Below are 14,626 nucleotides of genomic sequence, written 5' to 3'. Positions count from 1 at the left end.
ATCGTCAGTCGTTGTCCGGGTCGTGCTGCGGCTGAGATTTCGGGACCCGCATGCGCACCAGGGTACCGGCGCCGGTGTTCGTCTCGACCACCAGCCCTCCGTCCGCACCGTAGAGCTGGCGGAGCCGGGTGTCGACGTTGCGGAGCCCGACGTGGACACCGTCGTCCCCCGCGGTGAGAGTTGCGCGCAGCGCCTCGGGGTCCATGCCCACACCGTCGTCCTCGACCGTGATCTCGGTGTGGGTGCCGTCGTCGCGCGAGGCGATGCGGATCTCCCCTCCTCCTTCGCCCGGTTCGAGCCCGTGGCGGACCGCGTTCTCGACCAGGGGCTGCACCGAGAGGAACGGGATGACGGTCGCCAGCGTCTCCGGGGCGATCTGCAGGGTCACGCGGAGCCGATCACCGAATCGGGCGCGCTCCAGTTCCAGATAGGAGTGGATGCTGCCGAGCTCCTCGGCGATCGTGGTGAACTCGCCCTGACGGCGGAACGAGTAGCGCGTGAAGTCGGCGAACTCGAGCACCAGCTCCCTGGCCCGCGCGGGGTCGGTGAGGATGAACGAGGCGATCGCCGTGAGGGCGTTGTAGATGAAGTGCGGGGAGATCTGCGCCCGCAGCGACCGCAGCTCCGCCTCGGCCAGCTGCGTCCGCTGCGCATCGAGCCCGCCGAGTTCGACCTGGGCCGCGCACCAGTCGGCGACTTCTTCCGCCGCCCGCACGAGCGCGGCTCTGACCGGTGCCGCGAACGCCACGACGACTCCCGCCACCCGGCCGTCGACGAGGATCGGAGCGCCGACCGCCTCCAGGTCGTCCTCCCTTCCCTGCGCCGGGAACACCTGCCTCCGCCCCGAGGCCCCGACCTGGGCGGCGATGCGGCGGGCCGCGGATTCGAGCCCGTCGGACGGACCGTCGAACGACACCGTGCCTTCCGCGCTCACGATCGCGACCGCCGCACTGCCGAGCAGCACTCGCAGGTGACGCGCGGCTTTGACCACATCGGGATCCGAGAGTCCGGCGCGCAGATGCGGCGCCGCCAGGCTCGCCTGATGCAGTGCGGTGAGGGCGGCCTGTTCGGCGTCGCTTCCGAGGTCGGCGGCCCCGCGCGCGAGTCGGCGTGCGAGCAGGAGGAGCACCGAGAGGACGATGCCGCCGAGCACGCCGAGGATCGCTGCGAGAACGACGTCGGTCATGGTCCCAGCCTAGGCACCGGCGTGGCTGCGCTCAGCAGCAGCGGGCACCGGGGTTGCGATCCTGGTCGTCCATCCGCTGCCGCCAGAACTGCCGTTCGGTCAGCGGCTCCTCCTCCGGATGCTGCCGACGCTGATGGGCGACGTAGGTCGCATAGGCGGTGTCGCCCATCAGGGTCGTCATGTACCACCGGATGCCGCGACCAGCCCGCGCCACGGCACTGAGCAGTGTCCGCAGGAGGGAGGTCGCGGTATCCGTCCGACTCATGGTGTCGGCCATCTCAGGGGGATCGACATCAGTGGGTCGACGCCTTGCGCTCGTCGGCGAGGATCGGCTCCCACTGCTTCTCGAGCTCACGTTCTTCGGCGCTCGGCAGGAATCCGGCCGGGGCGAAGCGGCGCGAGGCCACGGGCGGCTCCTCGGTGTTCTCGCCGCCGCCGTTGCGGATGGCCCTGATCGTGACGATCACAGCGGTCACCATCACGATGATCGCCAGGGTCACGAAGATGATCGACAGCGTGCCCTGCACGGCGGTGTTGCGGATGACCGCGTCGAGCACCTGCGGCTCGCCGAGTGAGGTGTCTCCGCTGTCGCGGGCCGCGACGTAGCGGAAGTGGTTCGCCCAGTAGCCGATGGCCGGCACCGGAGAGGCGATCTTGTAGAGCGACGCCGTGATGGTCACGACCGCGGTGAACGCCAGCGGCAGGGCGATGATCCACAACCACTTGAAGTAGCTGCGGCCGCGCTTGGCGACGATGGCCAGCACCACGGCGAGCGCGATCGCGGCGAGCAGCTGGTTGGCGATGCCGAACAGCGGGAAGAAGGTGTTGATGCCGCCGAGCGGGTCGGTCACGCCGAGGATGAGGATCGCTCCCCATCCGGCCACCATGATCGCCGTGCAGATCCAGACGCCCGGACGCCACGAGACGTCACGGAACTTGGGGAACCAGGCGCCGATGGAGTCCTGCAGCATGAAGCGGGCGACGCGTGTACCGGCATCCACCGCGGTGAGGATGAACAGCGCCTCGAACATGATCGCGAAGTGGTACCAGAACGCCATGAGCGCCTGACCGCCGAGGGCCTGCTGCATGATGTGCGCGAGTCCGAGGGCGAGCGTCGGGGCGCCACCGGTGCGGGACACGATCGACTCCTCGCCGACCGCGGCCGCCGTGCCGGTGAGCATCTCGGGCGTGAGGTTCACCCCCGTCAGCCCCAGCGAGTTCACGAAGGCGACGGCCCCTTCGACCGTGCCTCCCGTCGCCGCCGTCGGCGCGTTCATCGCGAAGTAGATGCCCTGGTCGATCGAGATCGCGGCGACGAGGGCCATGATCGCGACGAACGACTCCATGAGCATGCCGCCGTAGCCGATGAAGCGCGTCTGGCGCTCCTTCTCGATGAGCTTCGGGGTCGTTCCGGAGGCGATCAGCGCATGGAACCCGGAGAGCGCCCCGCACGCGATCGTCACGAACAGGAAGGGGAAGAGCGGACCGGCGAACACCGGACCCATGCCGTTCTCGCCGAAGATGCTGACCGCGGGGACCGTGATCTCGGGGCGCACCAGCACGATGGCTCCGGCGAGCATGACGATCACGCCGATCTTCATGAAGGTCGACAGGTAGTCGCGCGGGGCGAGCAGCAGCCAGACCGGGAGCACGGCGGCGATGAAGCCGTAGACGATGATGCCCCAGGCGATGGTGGTGCGGTCGAGGTGGAAGATCGCCTGACCCCACTCGGTGCCGGCGACCCAGCCGCCGCCGATGATCGCCGCCATCAGCAGGGCGAAGCCGATGATCGAGACCTCGGTGACCTTGCCGGGGCGGAGATAACGCAGGTACACGCCCATGAAGAGGGCGATCGGGATGGTCATGGCGACCGAGAAGACGCCCCATGGGCTCTCGCCGAGCGCGTTGACGACGACGAGGGCGAGGATGGCGACGATGATCAGCATGATCAGCAGCGAGGCGATGATCGCCGCGGTGCCGCCGATCTTGCCGAGCTCCTGGCGGGCCATCTGACCGATCGTGCGGCCGCCGCGGCGCATCGAGAAGAAGAGCACCGTGTAGTCCTGCACGGCGCCGGCGAGCACGACGCCGACGATGATCCAGATCGTGCCGGGCAGGTACCCCATCTGCGCGGCGAGCACGGGTCCGACGAGCGGGCCGGCGCCGGCGATCGCGGCGAAGTGGTGACCGTAGAGCACACGGCGGTCGGTGGGGACGTAGTCCTTGCCGTCCTGCTTGACCTCGGCGGGAGTCGCCCTGCGGTCATCGGGCCGGGTGATGTACTTCTCGATCACCTTGGAGTAGAACCGGTAGCCGATCAGGTACGTGCAGACCGCGGCGAACACGAACCAGATCGCGTTGACGGTCTCGCCGCGGACGATCGCGAGCATGGTCCAGGCGACGGCACCCAGCAGGGCGATCGCGGCCCACAGGATGATCTTCGGCAGGGTCCAGCGGTTCGCCTTCTCGTGGTGCTCTTCGGTGAGGGCCACGGGAGGGAGGTTCGGGTCGGTGACGATGATGGGCTCGTCGTCGACGAGTTCGGCGCCGTCGCGGCGGCGCGACGAAGGTGCGGTCATGGGGGTCTCCTCGGGATACGCGACGTTGCGTTCCCCCACGTTAGGAAGACGACGCCGTCGGAGAGGACCGAGGGAGCAGGTGCTGCGACGAGCGGCGCCGTTCACGCGGTGAACGGATGCGCCCGCGCAGCACGGCACCCCGTGGTCGTTCGACCGCGGGGTGCCGTGCTGTCGTGCTTCTGTATTACTCCCGCTTCTCCCCTCGCGGTGCGGGAGTCGCCGGCGCCGACGTCTGCGGTGCGGGAGTCGCCGGCGCGGTCGTCTCCGGAGCCGGGGTCTCCGGCGCGGGAGTCTCGGGCGCCGGAGTCTCGGGTACCGGAGTCTCGGGCGCCGGGGTCTCCGGAGCCTTCGCCTGCGGCACGTCGACCGTCAGCACGGTGCGGACATCGGATTCGCCGTACTGCACGACCCCGAGGTAGCGGGTGCCGGCGGCCAGGCCGGTCCAGCTGAGGTCGTACGACGTCTGCGTGCCGCGGACCGCGGCGAGCGGGTTCGGCGTGGCGGTCAGGTCTCCCTCGCCGTCGGGCAGCACGTTGGCGTAGGTCATGTCCCACGTCATCGGGCCCGTCGTCGAGTAGATGTTGGCCACCACGAGGTACGTACCCGCCGTCGGCGACGGGATCGTGACCTGCTCATCCGCCGAGCCGGTCGCCGAACGCCAGCGCTGGTAGTACTGCAGGTCGTCCGGGCTCACCACGCGGTACACGGTGAGGTCGAGATCGCTGCCCTTGTCATCGGACGAGTCGAGGTCGAACCGCGAGAGCGTCGTACCCTCCGGCACGTTCACGATCCACGACACGTCCTTGTTCGCATCACCCGACTTCTCGTCACCCGAGTGACCCTCGACCGGGTTGTCCGCATCGGCGAGCAGCTCGAACGGAGTCAGACCCGAGAGTCCGAGCGCCAGATCTCCGGTGAGACCGGGGGTGATGTCCACCGACGTACTGCCGTCGACACCACTGCCCGTGACCTCGGCCGGAGCATCGGCCGTGACCGGGAACAGCGCGATCGGAGAGCGCACCGAGTTCTTCGCACTCGTCCAGGTCAGCGAACCCGTGGCCCACTGCTCCACCGGAGCGCTCGCGTTGTCGAACGTGACCGTGAAGGTCTTCGTCTGACCGGGGCGATCGAACTTCAGCTGCTGCGGCGTGACCTTGATGTTCACTCCCGGCACGGAGGCCTTGGCGGTGAACGTGCCCTTCTCGGTCGAGGTGACCGTGCGGGTGACGGTCTGCGCGCTGGTCAGCGAGCCGATCGAGATCGACGCCTGGTTCAGATCGCTGCCGTCGATGGGATCGATGCCGGGGAAGTCCGACAACCCCTTCCCGTCGAGGAACGCCGCCCAGTCCTTCACACCGTTGAGGTAGAGCAGACCCGGGTTCAGGTACCGCTTCGGGTCGACCTGACCCGCACCCTGCTCGAACGGGTTCGTGTTCTTCGATCCGTCGGGCAGCACCGTGTCGTAGGCGGTGGTCATCATCGCCGACTTGATCTCGGCGGGCGTCGCCTTCGGGCGCTCACCGAGGTACAGGGCCGCGAGACCCGCGACGTGCGGCGAGGCCATGGACGTGCCGGAGAGGATGCCGAAGGTCGGCTTCTCGCCCGGAGCGTTCTCGGTCGCCGCGAGGATCGCGACGCCGGGAGCCGCGATGTCCGGCTTCATCACGTCGCTGCCGTCTGCCAGCATCGGTCCGCGGCTCGAGAAGCCTGCGATCTGCGGCGTCGGGGTGGTGACGCCCGTGGTGTTCTCCCCGACGAGCGTGATCGGACGATCCACGCCGCCCTGCACGTACGCGAGCACCGCGGCGCGGTGCACCGCGTTCAGGTGCACGGTCGGCACCGAGTGGAAGTCGTTGTCGAGCGAGTCGGCGCCACCGGGGACGTTCACGAGGACCATGCCCATGCCTCCGGCATCCTTCACGACCTGCGACTTCTCGGCGCGGGCGTTGCCGCCACGGTCGCAGACCACGATGTGTCCGGCGACCTTGGCCGGATCGAGGGTGCCCGGCAGGCAGAGCTGCGGATCCTTCGCTCCCGCTGCGGAGGCATCGACGGCGGCGATGGACGGGCCGGTGACCCTCTGACCGAACGGCACGCTCACCGAGGCTCCGGCCTGCGCGAACCCGTCGAACTGCACGGTGCCCTCCCAGGTCGGGATGGTCGAGGCGGCGACGGTCGTGTACCAGGGCGATGCGTGGTCGGCCGTGACCGGGGCGGGGCCGTCGTTGCCGGCGCTGGTCGCGACGAAGACGCCGGCAGCCGCGGCGTTGAAGAACGCGAGGTCCTCCGGGGCCATCACAGTGCTGGCGGCGCCGCCACCGATGGAGTAGTTGATCACGTCGACGCCGTCGGCGACAGCCTGATCGATCGCGGCGATGAGGTCGCTCTGCGCGCAGATGTCATCGTCCTTGGTCGACGTGTCGGGGCCGACGTAGCAGGCCTTGTAGGCCGAGATCTTCGCGGCCGGTGCGACTCCCGAGACCGTCCCGAAATCGACGTTCTCGATGCTGGCCTTGACCTTGAAGTTGCCCGCGGCAGTGCTCGCGGTGTGCGAGCCGTGGCCGTCGCCGTCACGCGGCGAGAGGTAGTCGTACTGAAAGTCGAACCCGGCGGCCTCGGCTCCGGCGTAGAAGTACTGTCCGCCGATGAGCTTCGAGGAGTAGTCGCTCTTGTCCCAGTCCTGGCCCTCGACCATCGCGGCCTGGAACTGGCCACCGTCGGACTTGTCGAAGTAGACGTAGGTGCCGTCGGTGTAGGGCTGACCACCCTTGTTGCGAGTGTTCTGCTGCTTCTGCTTCTTGATCTTCTTGCCCTCGAAGGAGGGGTGCTCGGGGGCGATGCCGGTGTCGATCACACCGACGACGACGCCTTCTCCGGCCTTCTCGACTCCTCCGGTCTGCTGCCACACGCCGCCGCGGCCCTTGCGGTCGTCGCCGAGACCGAGGTAGTCGGTCGAGGTCTGCGCATCGGGGTGGCGGATCTCGTCGGGGTAGACACCGAGCACGTCCTTCGAGGCACGGAGCGCATCGACCTGTTCGCCGCTGAGGTCGGCGCTGAACCCGTTCAGCACCACCTGATACGTCGTGTCGGGGGTCACGCCGATGTCGCTGACGAGGTCGGTCTGCTCGGTCTGGAGGTGCTCGACGTAGCGCTGCGAATCCTGCGACTGCGTCTCGAGCTGCTCGCCTTCCGCGGGCTTGGTGGCCTTCAGACCCTTCACGTCGCCCTCATAGGTGGCGAGCGGATCCGACTTCATCACGACGATGTAATGTCCGGGGGTTCCTGCGACGGGGACGGGGTGCGTCACCTCCTCCGTCGCGGCGTAGCCGGTGGTTGCTGTCGATGCGATGAACAGCGTGGCCAGGGTGGCGGCCGCTGCCATCCGGAGGGGTGTTCGACCCATGTGGTGCTCCCGATGATCACGGTGCAACCGCGTTGCTGCACCGCGGCCAACATAGTCCCGCCCTCAGCGATCGACGCGAGATCTGGTCGATCGACCAGTCGGCATTCGCCGATCGACCAGGGTTATCCACGGCCGCCCTCCCGATAGGTCGACAGTAAGCTGGAGAGGTGGCCCGTACCTCCGTCCTGTCGACCCGAGTACTGCTCGTCTGCGCGGCGATCGGAGTCGCGACGGGCATCCTCGCGGGCATCGCCGGATGGGTGACGCCGGTGCTGCTGGCGAGCCCCCTGCTGTTCCTCTACGGCCTGGTGCTCGGCTCGCACGTGCTGCCGGGCATCATCGCGCAGGAGGTGCTGCGCCTTCCGCTCGTCGCGCTGATCACTCATGTGTTCGCCGCGCTGATCGCGAGCGCCTTCAACCCGGCGTGGGCGCTGCGCTTCATCGGCACGGCACTGCTGTTCGGTCTGATCCAGGAGGGGGTGGCCGCCCTCACCCGCTATCGCTCCTGGGGGCCGTGGCGGTTCTTCATCTCGGCGGCGATCATCGGGATGTTCGTGGCCGTCGTGGTGTTCTTCGCCGCCCACCTCGCGGTCATGCCGCTGTGGGCGCAGATCCTCTACCTCGCGATCTCGGTGCTCGGACCGATCGCGTGGACCGCGGTCGGCCTCGCGATCGGTTCCGCGCTCAGTCGCGCGGGCGTCGCCCGCCGATAGGCGCTCGTCCCGCATGGAGAATCAGGTAAGGCTCAGCTAAGTTAGAAGCGTACGATCCGCCGACCCGGGACTTCGCCGTGCGCCCATCCGCGCCCCTGCTCCGCGTGCGTGACCTCTCCCTCACCCACGCCGATGCGGCGCACCCCTCGCCGCGCGACGTGACGTTCGACATCGATGCCGGAGAGGTCGTGCTCCTGCTCGGTCCGTCCGGTTCCGGCAAGTCGACGCTCACCCTCGCGCTCAACGGACTGATCCCCCACGCCCTCCCCGCGACGCTGGTCGGCACCGTCGAAGCCGGGGGCATCGACACCGCCAGCGCGCAGACGGCCACGCTGAGCACACACGTCGCGATGGTCTTCCAGGATCCCGATGCGCAGATCGTCACCGGCAGCGTCTACGACGAGGTCGCGTTCGGCCCCGAGAACCTGCGGCTTCCGCTCGACGTGGTCGAAAGTCGCGTCGAGGAGGCACTGCGTCGGGTCGGACTCTGGGAACGGCGCGACGAGAACCCCGACCACCTCTCCGGCGGCGGAAGGCAGCGACTCGCGATCGCCGGAGCCCTGGCGATGGGCTCTCCGCTCATCGTGCTCGACGAGCCGACGGCGAACCTCGATCCCCAGGGCATCGACGACGTGTACGCCGCCCTCTCGGAGGTCGTCGCGACCGGCGACCGCGCGATCCTGCTCGTGGAGCACAACCTCGACGCGGCGATGGCTTTCGTCACGCGCGCGATCGTGCTCGACGGCGACGGCCGGGTCGCCTTCGACGGGCCGGCGGCCGAAATCATCCGCGACCACGCGGATGAGCTGGTCCGGATGGGAGTGTGGCTTCCCGCTGCCACCCTGGCGGCACTCCGCCTTCGGGAACGGGGATTCTCGCTCGCCCTCCTGCCGCTGTCGCCGCAGGAGCTCGCCGCAGCGCTCGATCGTGAGGACGTCTCGCCCTCCACCCCTCGGCGCGCAGCCGACGAGATCTCTCCACCCTCCGGCGAGGCGACGGCACGTGTCGAGCCGATCATCCGCGCTCGCGGGCTGACCGTGCGCCGACGCCGCACCGAGATCCTGCACGGGATCGATCTCGATCTCGAACCGGGCAGCCTCACGGCGATCGTCGGTGCGAACGGCGCGGGCAAGACGACGCTGATCCAGGCGCTCGCAGGGGTCGTGCCACCGCCTCGTGGCCAGGTGCGGGTCGACGGGATCGATCCGGGCACCGCATCGCCGCGCGACCTCGCCGCGCGCATCGGGTTCGTCTTCCAGAATCCCGAGCACCAGTTCATCGCCCCCACGGTGTTCGACGAGCTGGCCCACGGACTGCGGCTGCGGCACGTACCGGATGACGAGATCTCGACCAGGGTCGGCGAGATGCTGGCCCGCTTCGGCCTCGAGCACAAGGCGGGCGTGCATCCGTTCCTGCTCTCCGGCGGCGAGAAGCGAAGACTGTCGGTGGGGACGGCCCTGATCACCCGCCCGCGGGTGCTGGCGCTCGACGAGCCCACGTTCGGACAGGATCGCGCCAGAGCCGCCGAGCTGCTCGACCTGCTGCAGAGCCTGCGCGCTGAAGGCACGACCATCGTGATCGTCACGCACGACCTCCAGCTCGTGGCCGAGCACACCAGCCACGTCGTGGTCCTGGCGGCCGGCCGGGTGCAGGCGGTCGGCCCCACCGCCACCCTGCTGCAGGACGAGCGGCTGTTCGCCGACGCGGGGCTGCGCCTGCCCCCGCTGCAGCGCGTGCTGGCCTCGGCCGGGCTCGGGGCGACCGCGTGACCACGACGACCTTCGATCCGTACGCACGTATCACGGCGACGCGGCGGCAGTTCCTGTATGCGTTGAATCCGCTCGCGAAGGTCGCCGGGTTCGCGCCGGCGATGGTCCTGCTCGTGTTCGTGCGCGACCTCGCGACGCCCGCCGCTTTCCTGATTCTCGCCTACGCGCTGATCCTGGCCGGGGCGCGTCTCACGGTTCGGCTCCTCGCTCTCCTGCTGCTCGGTCTCCCGGCCGGCATGCTCCTGGTGGGCATCGGGTTCTCCGTGTGGGTCGACACCGGACTCGTCGCGGGCAGTGCCCCCGTCTTGCGGATCGGCGACTGGACCCTCTACAGCGGAGCGCTCCTGATCGGCTTCGCGACGGCGTTGCGGCTCGGATCGATCGTCGCGCTCGCGCTCGTCGGCGGGCTCACGACCAGCGGGCCCGACCTCGTGCGCGCCAGTGTGCAGCAGCTGCGGGTGCCGTACCGGATCGGCTACACGGCACTGGCAGCGTTCCGGTTCGTGCCGCGGTTCGGGCATGAGCTCGCCGTGATCCGGGCGGCCCACCGGGTGCGCGGTTACCACGGCGGACGCGGACTGTTCGCCCGCATCGCCCGCGGGTGGGGCTACATCGTGCCGCTTCTCGCCGGCGCGATCCGTCACGCCGAGCGGGTGGCGCTGGCGATGGACTCGCGCGCGTTCGGTGCGCATCCCACCCGCACCGAGCGGCACCTCGTCCCGTTCCGCACACGCGACACCGTCTTCACCATCGCGACCCTGCTGGCATCCGCGGCCATCTTCGTCGCCTTCTTCCCCTGGCAGCTTCCCTGAAAGGCACCCGATGGCATTCAGCAAGATGGTCAAGCCCGAGTCGACCGAGCTCATCCACCTGGTGGTGCTGCGTACGGAACGCCTGTCGTCGCACTGGATCAGGGTGACGCTCGGCGGCGGCGAGATCGAGAAGTTCCGCCCGATGGGGTTCGACCAGTGGTTCCGGCTGTTCCTGCCCATCGGCGGCGACGCGGGCCTCGACCGGGTGCCGGCGAAGGCCAACAAGATGTTCGGCTACCTGAAGTTCCTGCGCATCCCCGACGGCGAACGTCCGGTGATGCGCAACTACAGCGTGCGCGCATATCGAGCGGCCACGGCTGACGCCGGCGCCGAGATCGACGTGGACTTCGTGCTGCACGGCTCGGCGTCCGACGGAACGGCCGGCCCGGCGTCTCGGTGGGCCGAGGCCTGCCGGCCGGGCGAGCACGTGCTGATCATCGACGAGGGCCTCACCTTCAATCCGCAGCGCGGAACGGATCGTGTCGTGCTGGTCGGCGATGAGACCGCCCTGCCCGCGATCTCCTCGATCTGCGCCTCGCTGCCGGTCGACGCCGTCGGCACCGCGATCGTCGAGACGCCGAGCGAAGAGGATGCTCTGGAGTTCGCCCGTCCCGCCGGCATCGAGGTGGTCTGGATCGTGCGCCCGCACGATGTCGCCCCCGGCTCCCTCGCGCTGGAGACGCTCGGCCGCACCGCCCTGCCGGAGGCCCCGTTCCATGCGTACGCGGCGGGTGAGCAGGCGCTCGCATCGGGTGCCCGCAAACACCTCGTCGGCGAGCGCGGGGTGGACAAGAACGCCGTGAGCTTCTGCGGATACTGGAAGATCGGTGCGGCCTCCCCCGCGTCGAAGGCCGCCCGCGAAGCTGCCGCGGAGCCCCTGGCGTGAGCGCGGATGCCGCGGGCCGGACGCCCCGCACCGGCGGACGGTTCCGCTTCCCTACCGCCATCCTGCTGACCTGCGCGGCACTCGGCGTGGCCGGCGGACTGCTGCTCGCCCCCGCCAACTGGGTGTCGACGATCCTCTTCCCCGGGCTGCCGTTCGTGAGCGTCGCACTGGCCGGGCTCTGGCTGCTGCCCTCGGTGCTCGCCCTCCGACTGCTGCGTCGGCCGTTGGTGGGTCTGCTCGTCGGCCTGCTCGCCGGTCTCGTGATCGTGCCGTTCTCCGGCTACGGGTTCGGCAGCGTAGCGACCAATCTCTGGTGGGCCGCGTTCACCGAGCTCCCATTCCTCTTCGTGCTCTGGCGGTACTGGGGAACCTGGATGCACTACGTCGGCGCGGTGGTCGTCGGCCTCGTGTATCCGGCCCTGGCCTGGTACTCGTTCAACCTCGGTGACTTCACGCTCCCGGTGCAGGTGCTGTTCTTCGTCATCACGATGGCCAGCTGCGTCGGTGCGACCGCTCTGGGCATCCTGATCGCCGACCGCCTGCGCAGGGCGGGAGTGGGTGCGACCGGTCTCGGCAGGGCCGGAGTCCGCAAGCACCGCTGAACCTCGCGAGCGCAGCCGCCCACGTCACGCATCGACGTCATCACTCGCAGCGGAGTCGTCAGGCGGGCGTTGAATCGTCAGGCGGCGATGTCGAAGCGTGTGCGCCCGCCGAGCCTCGGGGTTCGCGCGGTCCCGGTCGCGGTCCCGGTCGCGGCCGGCATCCCGAGAACACCGAGCGACGCCCGGCGGTGCCGGAGAGCGTCACTGCACGTCGGCGAACAGCCCCATGATCTCCGGACCCATCTCGACCTGACTCAGCACGATCCCGAAGGAGCCGTCGGGATCGACCCAGAAGTCCGTCCCCTGCCCGCCCGACCAGCCGTAGCGACCCGCGTTCTCTCCCTCGGTCTGCACCGCGACGCCGAACCCCCAGCCCGTGCCCTCCCAGAATCCCGGGAAGAAGCTGTCGTCGGTCTTCGCGCTCGACGGCACCTGGTCAGTGCGCATCAGCGCGAACAGTTCGGGGTCGATGATGACGTTGCCGTCATGCCGTCCCCCTGCGGCGAGCATCCCCGCGAAAGCCGCATAGTCGGCCGCGGTCGACACGAGCTCCGAATGACTGAGGTCGAACGGAGCGGGCGCGACGGAGAAGCCCCCGGCGGCGGGCTCGATCTCGACCAGGGCGCCGTGCTCGTGACGATACGCGGCAGGCAGCCGGTGCGCCTGGTCGAGGGGCACCGTGTATCCGGTATCGACCATGCCGAGCGGGGCGAAGAGGTCGCGTCGCAGATGATCTTCCAACGAACCGTCGACCACCCGCGAGAGCAGGATCCCGAGGATCCCGAAGGAGTGGTGGTAACGCCATCCGGTGCCGGGTTCGAAGGCCAGCGGGAGCACGGCCAGCGCGTCCAGCCACTCCTGAGCGCCCATCGCGACAGGTTCCTGCCCTGCGGCCGTCCGGTTCCCGATCATCGCCTCCGCCAGCGGGGACGGCACGACCTGCACCCCGTATCCGGAGGTGTTCGTGAGCAGGTGCCGCAGCGTGATCGGTGTCGTCGCGGGTACGACGTCGTCGAGCGGGGCGTCCGGAGCGCGCAGCACCCAGCGGTCGGCGAGTTCAGGCAGCCATCGCTCCACAGGGTCATCGAGCCGGAGGCGTCCCTCCTGCACGAGCCTCAGCGCCGCGACCGCGAGGATCGGCTTCGTCATCGACTGGATGCGGACGATCGCATCCGCCGGGAGATCGCCGGCCGTGACGATCTCGATGGCCCCGCCAGGAGCGCCGAGCACGCCGATGATCCCCGGAGCGGTGCCCCGCGCGACGTGGTCTTCCAGGATCTGCCGGAACAAGGTCGTCATGCCCTCGATTCAACCCGGCGGCAGCACCCCGTGTCCACGCCTCGACGACGATCCGGCCGAGACGGGAAGAGGCCCCGGACGTCGCATCCGGGGCCTCTGCAGGTGCACGATCTCAGCGCTTGCCGACGATCTGACGGCCGACGAGATCGCGCATGATCTCGTTCGTGCCGCCGTAGATGCGGTGGACCCGGGCGTCGGTGAAGGCGCGCGCGATCGGGTACTCCATGATGTAGCCGTATCCGCCGTGCAGCTGCACGCCTGTGTCGAGCACCTCCCACTCGCGCTCGGTCGCCCAGAACTTGACCTTCGCCGCATCCTCCGCGGTGAGCTTGTTGTCCTTGTAGGCGAGCAGTGCGCGGTCGATGTACGCCCACATCGCATCGGTGGTCGCAGACATGTCGGCGAGCCGGAAGCGGGTGTTCTGGAAGTCGGCGATGCGCTCACCGAACGCCTCGCGATCCTTCGTGTAGGCGATGGTCCAGTCGAGGGCGGCCTGTGCGGCTGCGGCCGCGGCGACGCCGATCGAGAGACGCTCGAGCGGCAGGTTCAGCATCAGCTGGATGAAGCCCTGGCCCTCCTTGCCGCTGATGAGGTTCTCGTCGGGGACGAACACGTCGGTGAAGCTGAGCTCGGCCGTGTCCCAGCCGTGGAAACCCATCTTGCTGAGCTTCTTGCCCTGGTCGAAGCCCTCCATGCCCTTCTCCACGAGCAGCAGGCTGAACGCGTCGGGACGGTTGCCCTCACCGGTCTTGACGAACGTGACGACCACGTCGGCCGTCGTGCCCGAGGAGATGAACGTCTTCGCGCCGTTGAGGATGTAGCCGCCGTCGACCTTCTTGGCGTTGGTCTTGATGCCACGCAGATCCGAACCCGCTCCCGGATCGGTCATGGCGAGTGCGCCGAGCACCTCACCCGTGGCCATGCGGGGCAGCCACTTCTCCTTCTGCTCCTGCGTTCCCATGTGCACGAGGTAGGGCACGGCCAGGTCGTCCTGGATGCCGAAGGCCCCCGCCAGCGAACCGGCACCTGCGGCGATGACCTCTTCCATGACGATCGTGCGGAAGCGGTAGTCCTGCAGCATCCCGGCGCCACCGAACTCCTCGGGGACCGACAGGCCGATCAGACCCGCTTCGCCGGCGGCGCGCATGGTCCCCCGGTCGATCTCACCGGCGGCATCCCACCGCTCGATCGCCTCGTTGGTCACGTGGCGCTTTACGAAGTCCTTGACCAGGTCCCGGAAAGCCTCGTGATCCTCGTCGTAGATGTCGCGTTCCATGCCGTCCTCCTGAACGTCTCATGCATCGTTGCTCCGGTGATTCTATGTCGCCGAGGGGACGCGGGACAGGACGTTGTGAGAATGCATCCCATAAATCGTGA

11 protein-coding genes are annotated in these 14,626 nt (G+C 69.0%); 5 read left to right on the top strand and 6 right to left on the bottom strand.

What is annotated here, in order from left to right; translation table 11 throughout:
• Positions 1-4: 4 nt before the first annotated feature.
• The 4 genes from DW307_RS02250 to DW307_RS02235 form a co-directional block, all read right to left on the bottom strand.
• Entirely contained in the window at positions 5-1,186 is a 1,182-nt protein-coding gene (locus tag DW307_RS02250) for a sensor histidine kinase (protein ID WP_136023812.1), read from the bottom strand.
• A gap of 31 nt (positions 1,187-1,217) precedes the next feature.
• Positions 1,218-1,451, bottom strand: coding sequence for a YbdD/YjiX family protein (locus DW307_RS02245; protein WP_240750454.1), 234 nt, complete (start codon positions 1,449-1,451; stop codon positions 1,218-1,220).
• Positions 1,452-1,479: 28 nt separating this feature from the next.
• Entirely contained in the window at positions 1,480-3,765 is a 2,286-nt protein-coding gene (locus tag DW307_RS02240) for a carbon starvation CstA family protein (protein WP_136023810.1), read from the bottom strand.
• A gap of 184 nt (positions 3,766-3,949) precedes the next feature.
• Entirely contained in the window at positions 3,950-7,168 is a 3,219-nt protein-coding gene (locus DW307_RS02235; protein WP_084487242.1) for a S8 family serine peptidase, read from the bottom strand.
• Between the two features lie 167 nt (positions 7,169-7,335).
• Between DW307_RS02235 and DW307_RS02230 the strand changes: the two genes are divergently transcribed.
• From DW307_RS02230 to DW307_RS02210, 5 genes are all read left to right on the top strand, one after another.
• Complete coding sequence (locus tag DW307_RS02230; RefSeq protein WP_021198457.1) at positions 7,336-7,881, top strand: ECF transporter S component; 546 nt, start codon at positions 7,336-7,338, stop codon at positions 7,879-7,881.
• Positions 7,882-7,958: 77 nt separating this feature from the next.
• Positions 7,959-9,650, top strand: coding sequence for an ABC transporter ATP-binding protein (locus tag DW307_RS02225; protein ID WP_136023809.1), 1,692 nt, complete (start codon positions 7,959-7,961; stop codon positions 9,648-9,650).
• Positions 9,647-10,462 carry an energy-coupling factor transporter transmembrane component T gene (locus DW307_RS02220; RefSeq protein WP_136023808.1) on the top strand — a complete coding sequence of 272 codons (816 nt, stop codon included), beginning with the start codon at positions 9,647-9,649 and terminating at the stop codon, positions 10,460-10,462. The genes DW307_RS02225 and DW307_RS02220 overlap by 4 nt, the downstream gene beginning before the upstream one ends.
• A 10-nt stretch (positions 10,463-10,472) precedes the next feature.
• Positions 10,473-11,348 carry a siderophore-interacting protein gene (locus DW307_RS02215; RefSeq protein WP_136023807.1) on the top strand — a complete coding sequence of 292 codons (876 nt, stop codon included), beginning with the start codon at positions 10,473-10,475 and terminating at the stop codon, positions 11,346-11,348.
• The gene (locus DW307_RS02210) at positions 11,345-11,950 is read left to right on the top strand and encodes an ECF transporter S component (protein WP_136023806.1); all 606 of its coding nucleotides are present in this window, start codon (positions 11,345-11,347) and stop codon (positions 11,948-11,950) included. Before DW307_RS02215 ends, DW307_RS02210 begins: the two co-directional genes overlap by 4 nt.
• 201 nt (positions 11,951-12,151) lie before the next feature.
• Here DW307_RS02210 and DW307_RS02205 read toward each other — a convergent pair whose 3' ends face one another.
• Positions 12,152-13,249: a serine hydrolase domain-containing protein gene (locus tag DW307_RS02205; protein WP_136023805.1), complete on the bottom strand. Its 1,098-nt coding sequence runs from the start codon at positions 13,247-13,249 to the stop codon at positions 12,152-12,154.
• 112 nt (positions 13,250-13,361) lie between these two features.
• Positions 13,362-14,525, bottom strand: a complete 1,164-nt coding sequence (locus tag DW307_RS02200) for an acyl-CoA dehydrogenase family protein (protein ID WP_136023804.1) — start codon at positions 14,523-14,525, stop codon at positions 13,362-13,364.
• Between the last annotated feature and the right edge of the window lie 101 nt (positions 14,526-14,626).

It is taken from the genome of Microbacterium sp. K27 (genome assembly GCF_004794435.1).
Lineage (GTDB): Bacteria > Actinomycetota > Actinomycetes > Actinomycetales > Microbacteriaceae > Microbacterium > Microbacterium maritypicum_A.
Note: the sequence above shows the minus strand (reverse complement) of the source record. Positions and strands in the feature narration are given on the sequence as shown.

Bases quoted from the DNA above. Each gene is read 5' to 3' on its own strand.
- DW307_RS02250 (WP_136023812.1), bottom strand. From the start codon at position 1,186: ATGACCGACGTCGTTCTCGCAGCGATCCTCGGCGTGCTCGGCGGCATC.
- DW307_RS02200 (WP_136023804.1), bottom strand. From the start codon at position 14,525: ATGGAACGCGACATCTACGACGAGGATCACGAGGCTTTCCGGGACCTG.
- DW307_RS02215 (WP_136023807.1), top strand. From the start codon at position 10,473: ATGGCATTCAGCAAGATGGTCAAGCCCGAGTCGACCGAGCTCATCCAC.
- DW307_RS02205 (WP_136023805.1), bottom strand. From the start codon at position 13,249: ATGACGACCTTGTTCCGGCAGATCCTGGAAGACCACGTCGCGCGGGGC.
- DW307_RS02240 (WP_136023810.1), bottom strand. From the start codon at position 3,765: ATGACCGCACCTTCGTCGCGCCGCCGCGACGGCGCCGAACTCGTCGAC.
- DW307_RS02235 (WP_084487242.1), bottom strand. From the start codon at position 7,168: ATGGGTCGAACACCCCTCCGGATGGCAGCGGCCGCCACCCTGGCCACG.
- DW307_RS02245 (WP_240750454.1), bottom strand. From the start codon at position 1,451: ATGAGTCGGACGGATACCGCGACCTCCCTCCTGCGGACACTGCTCAGT.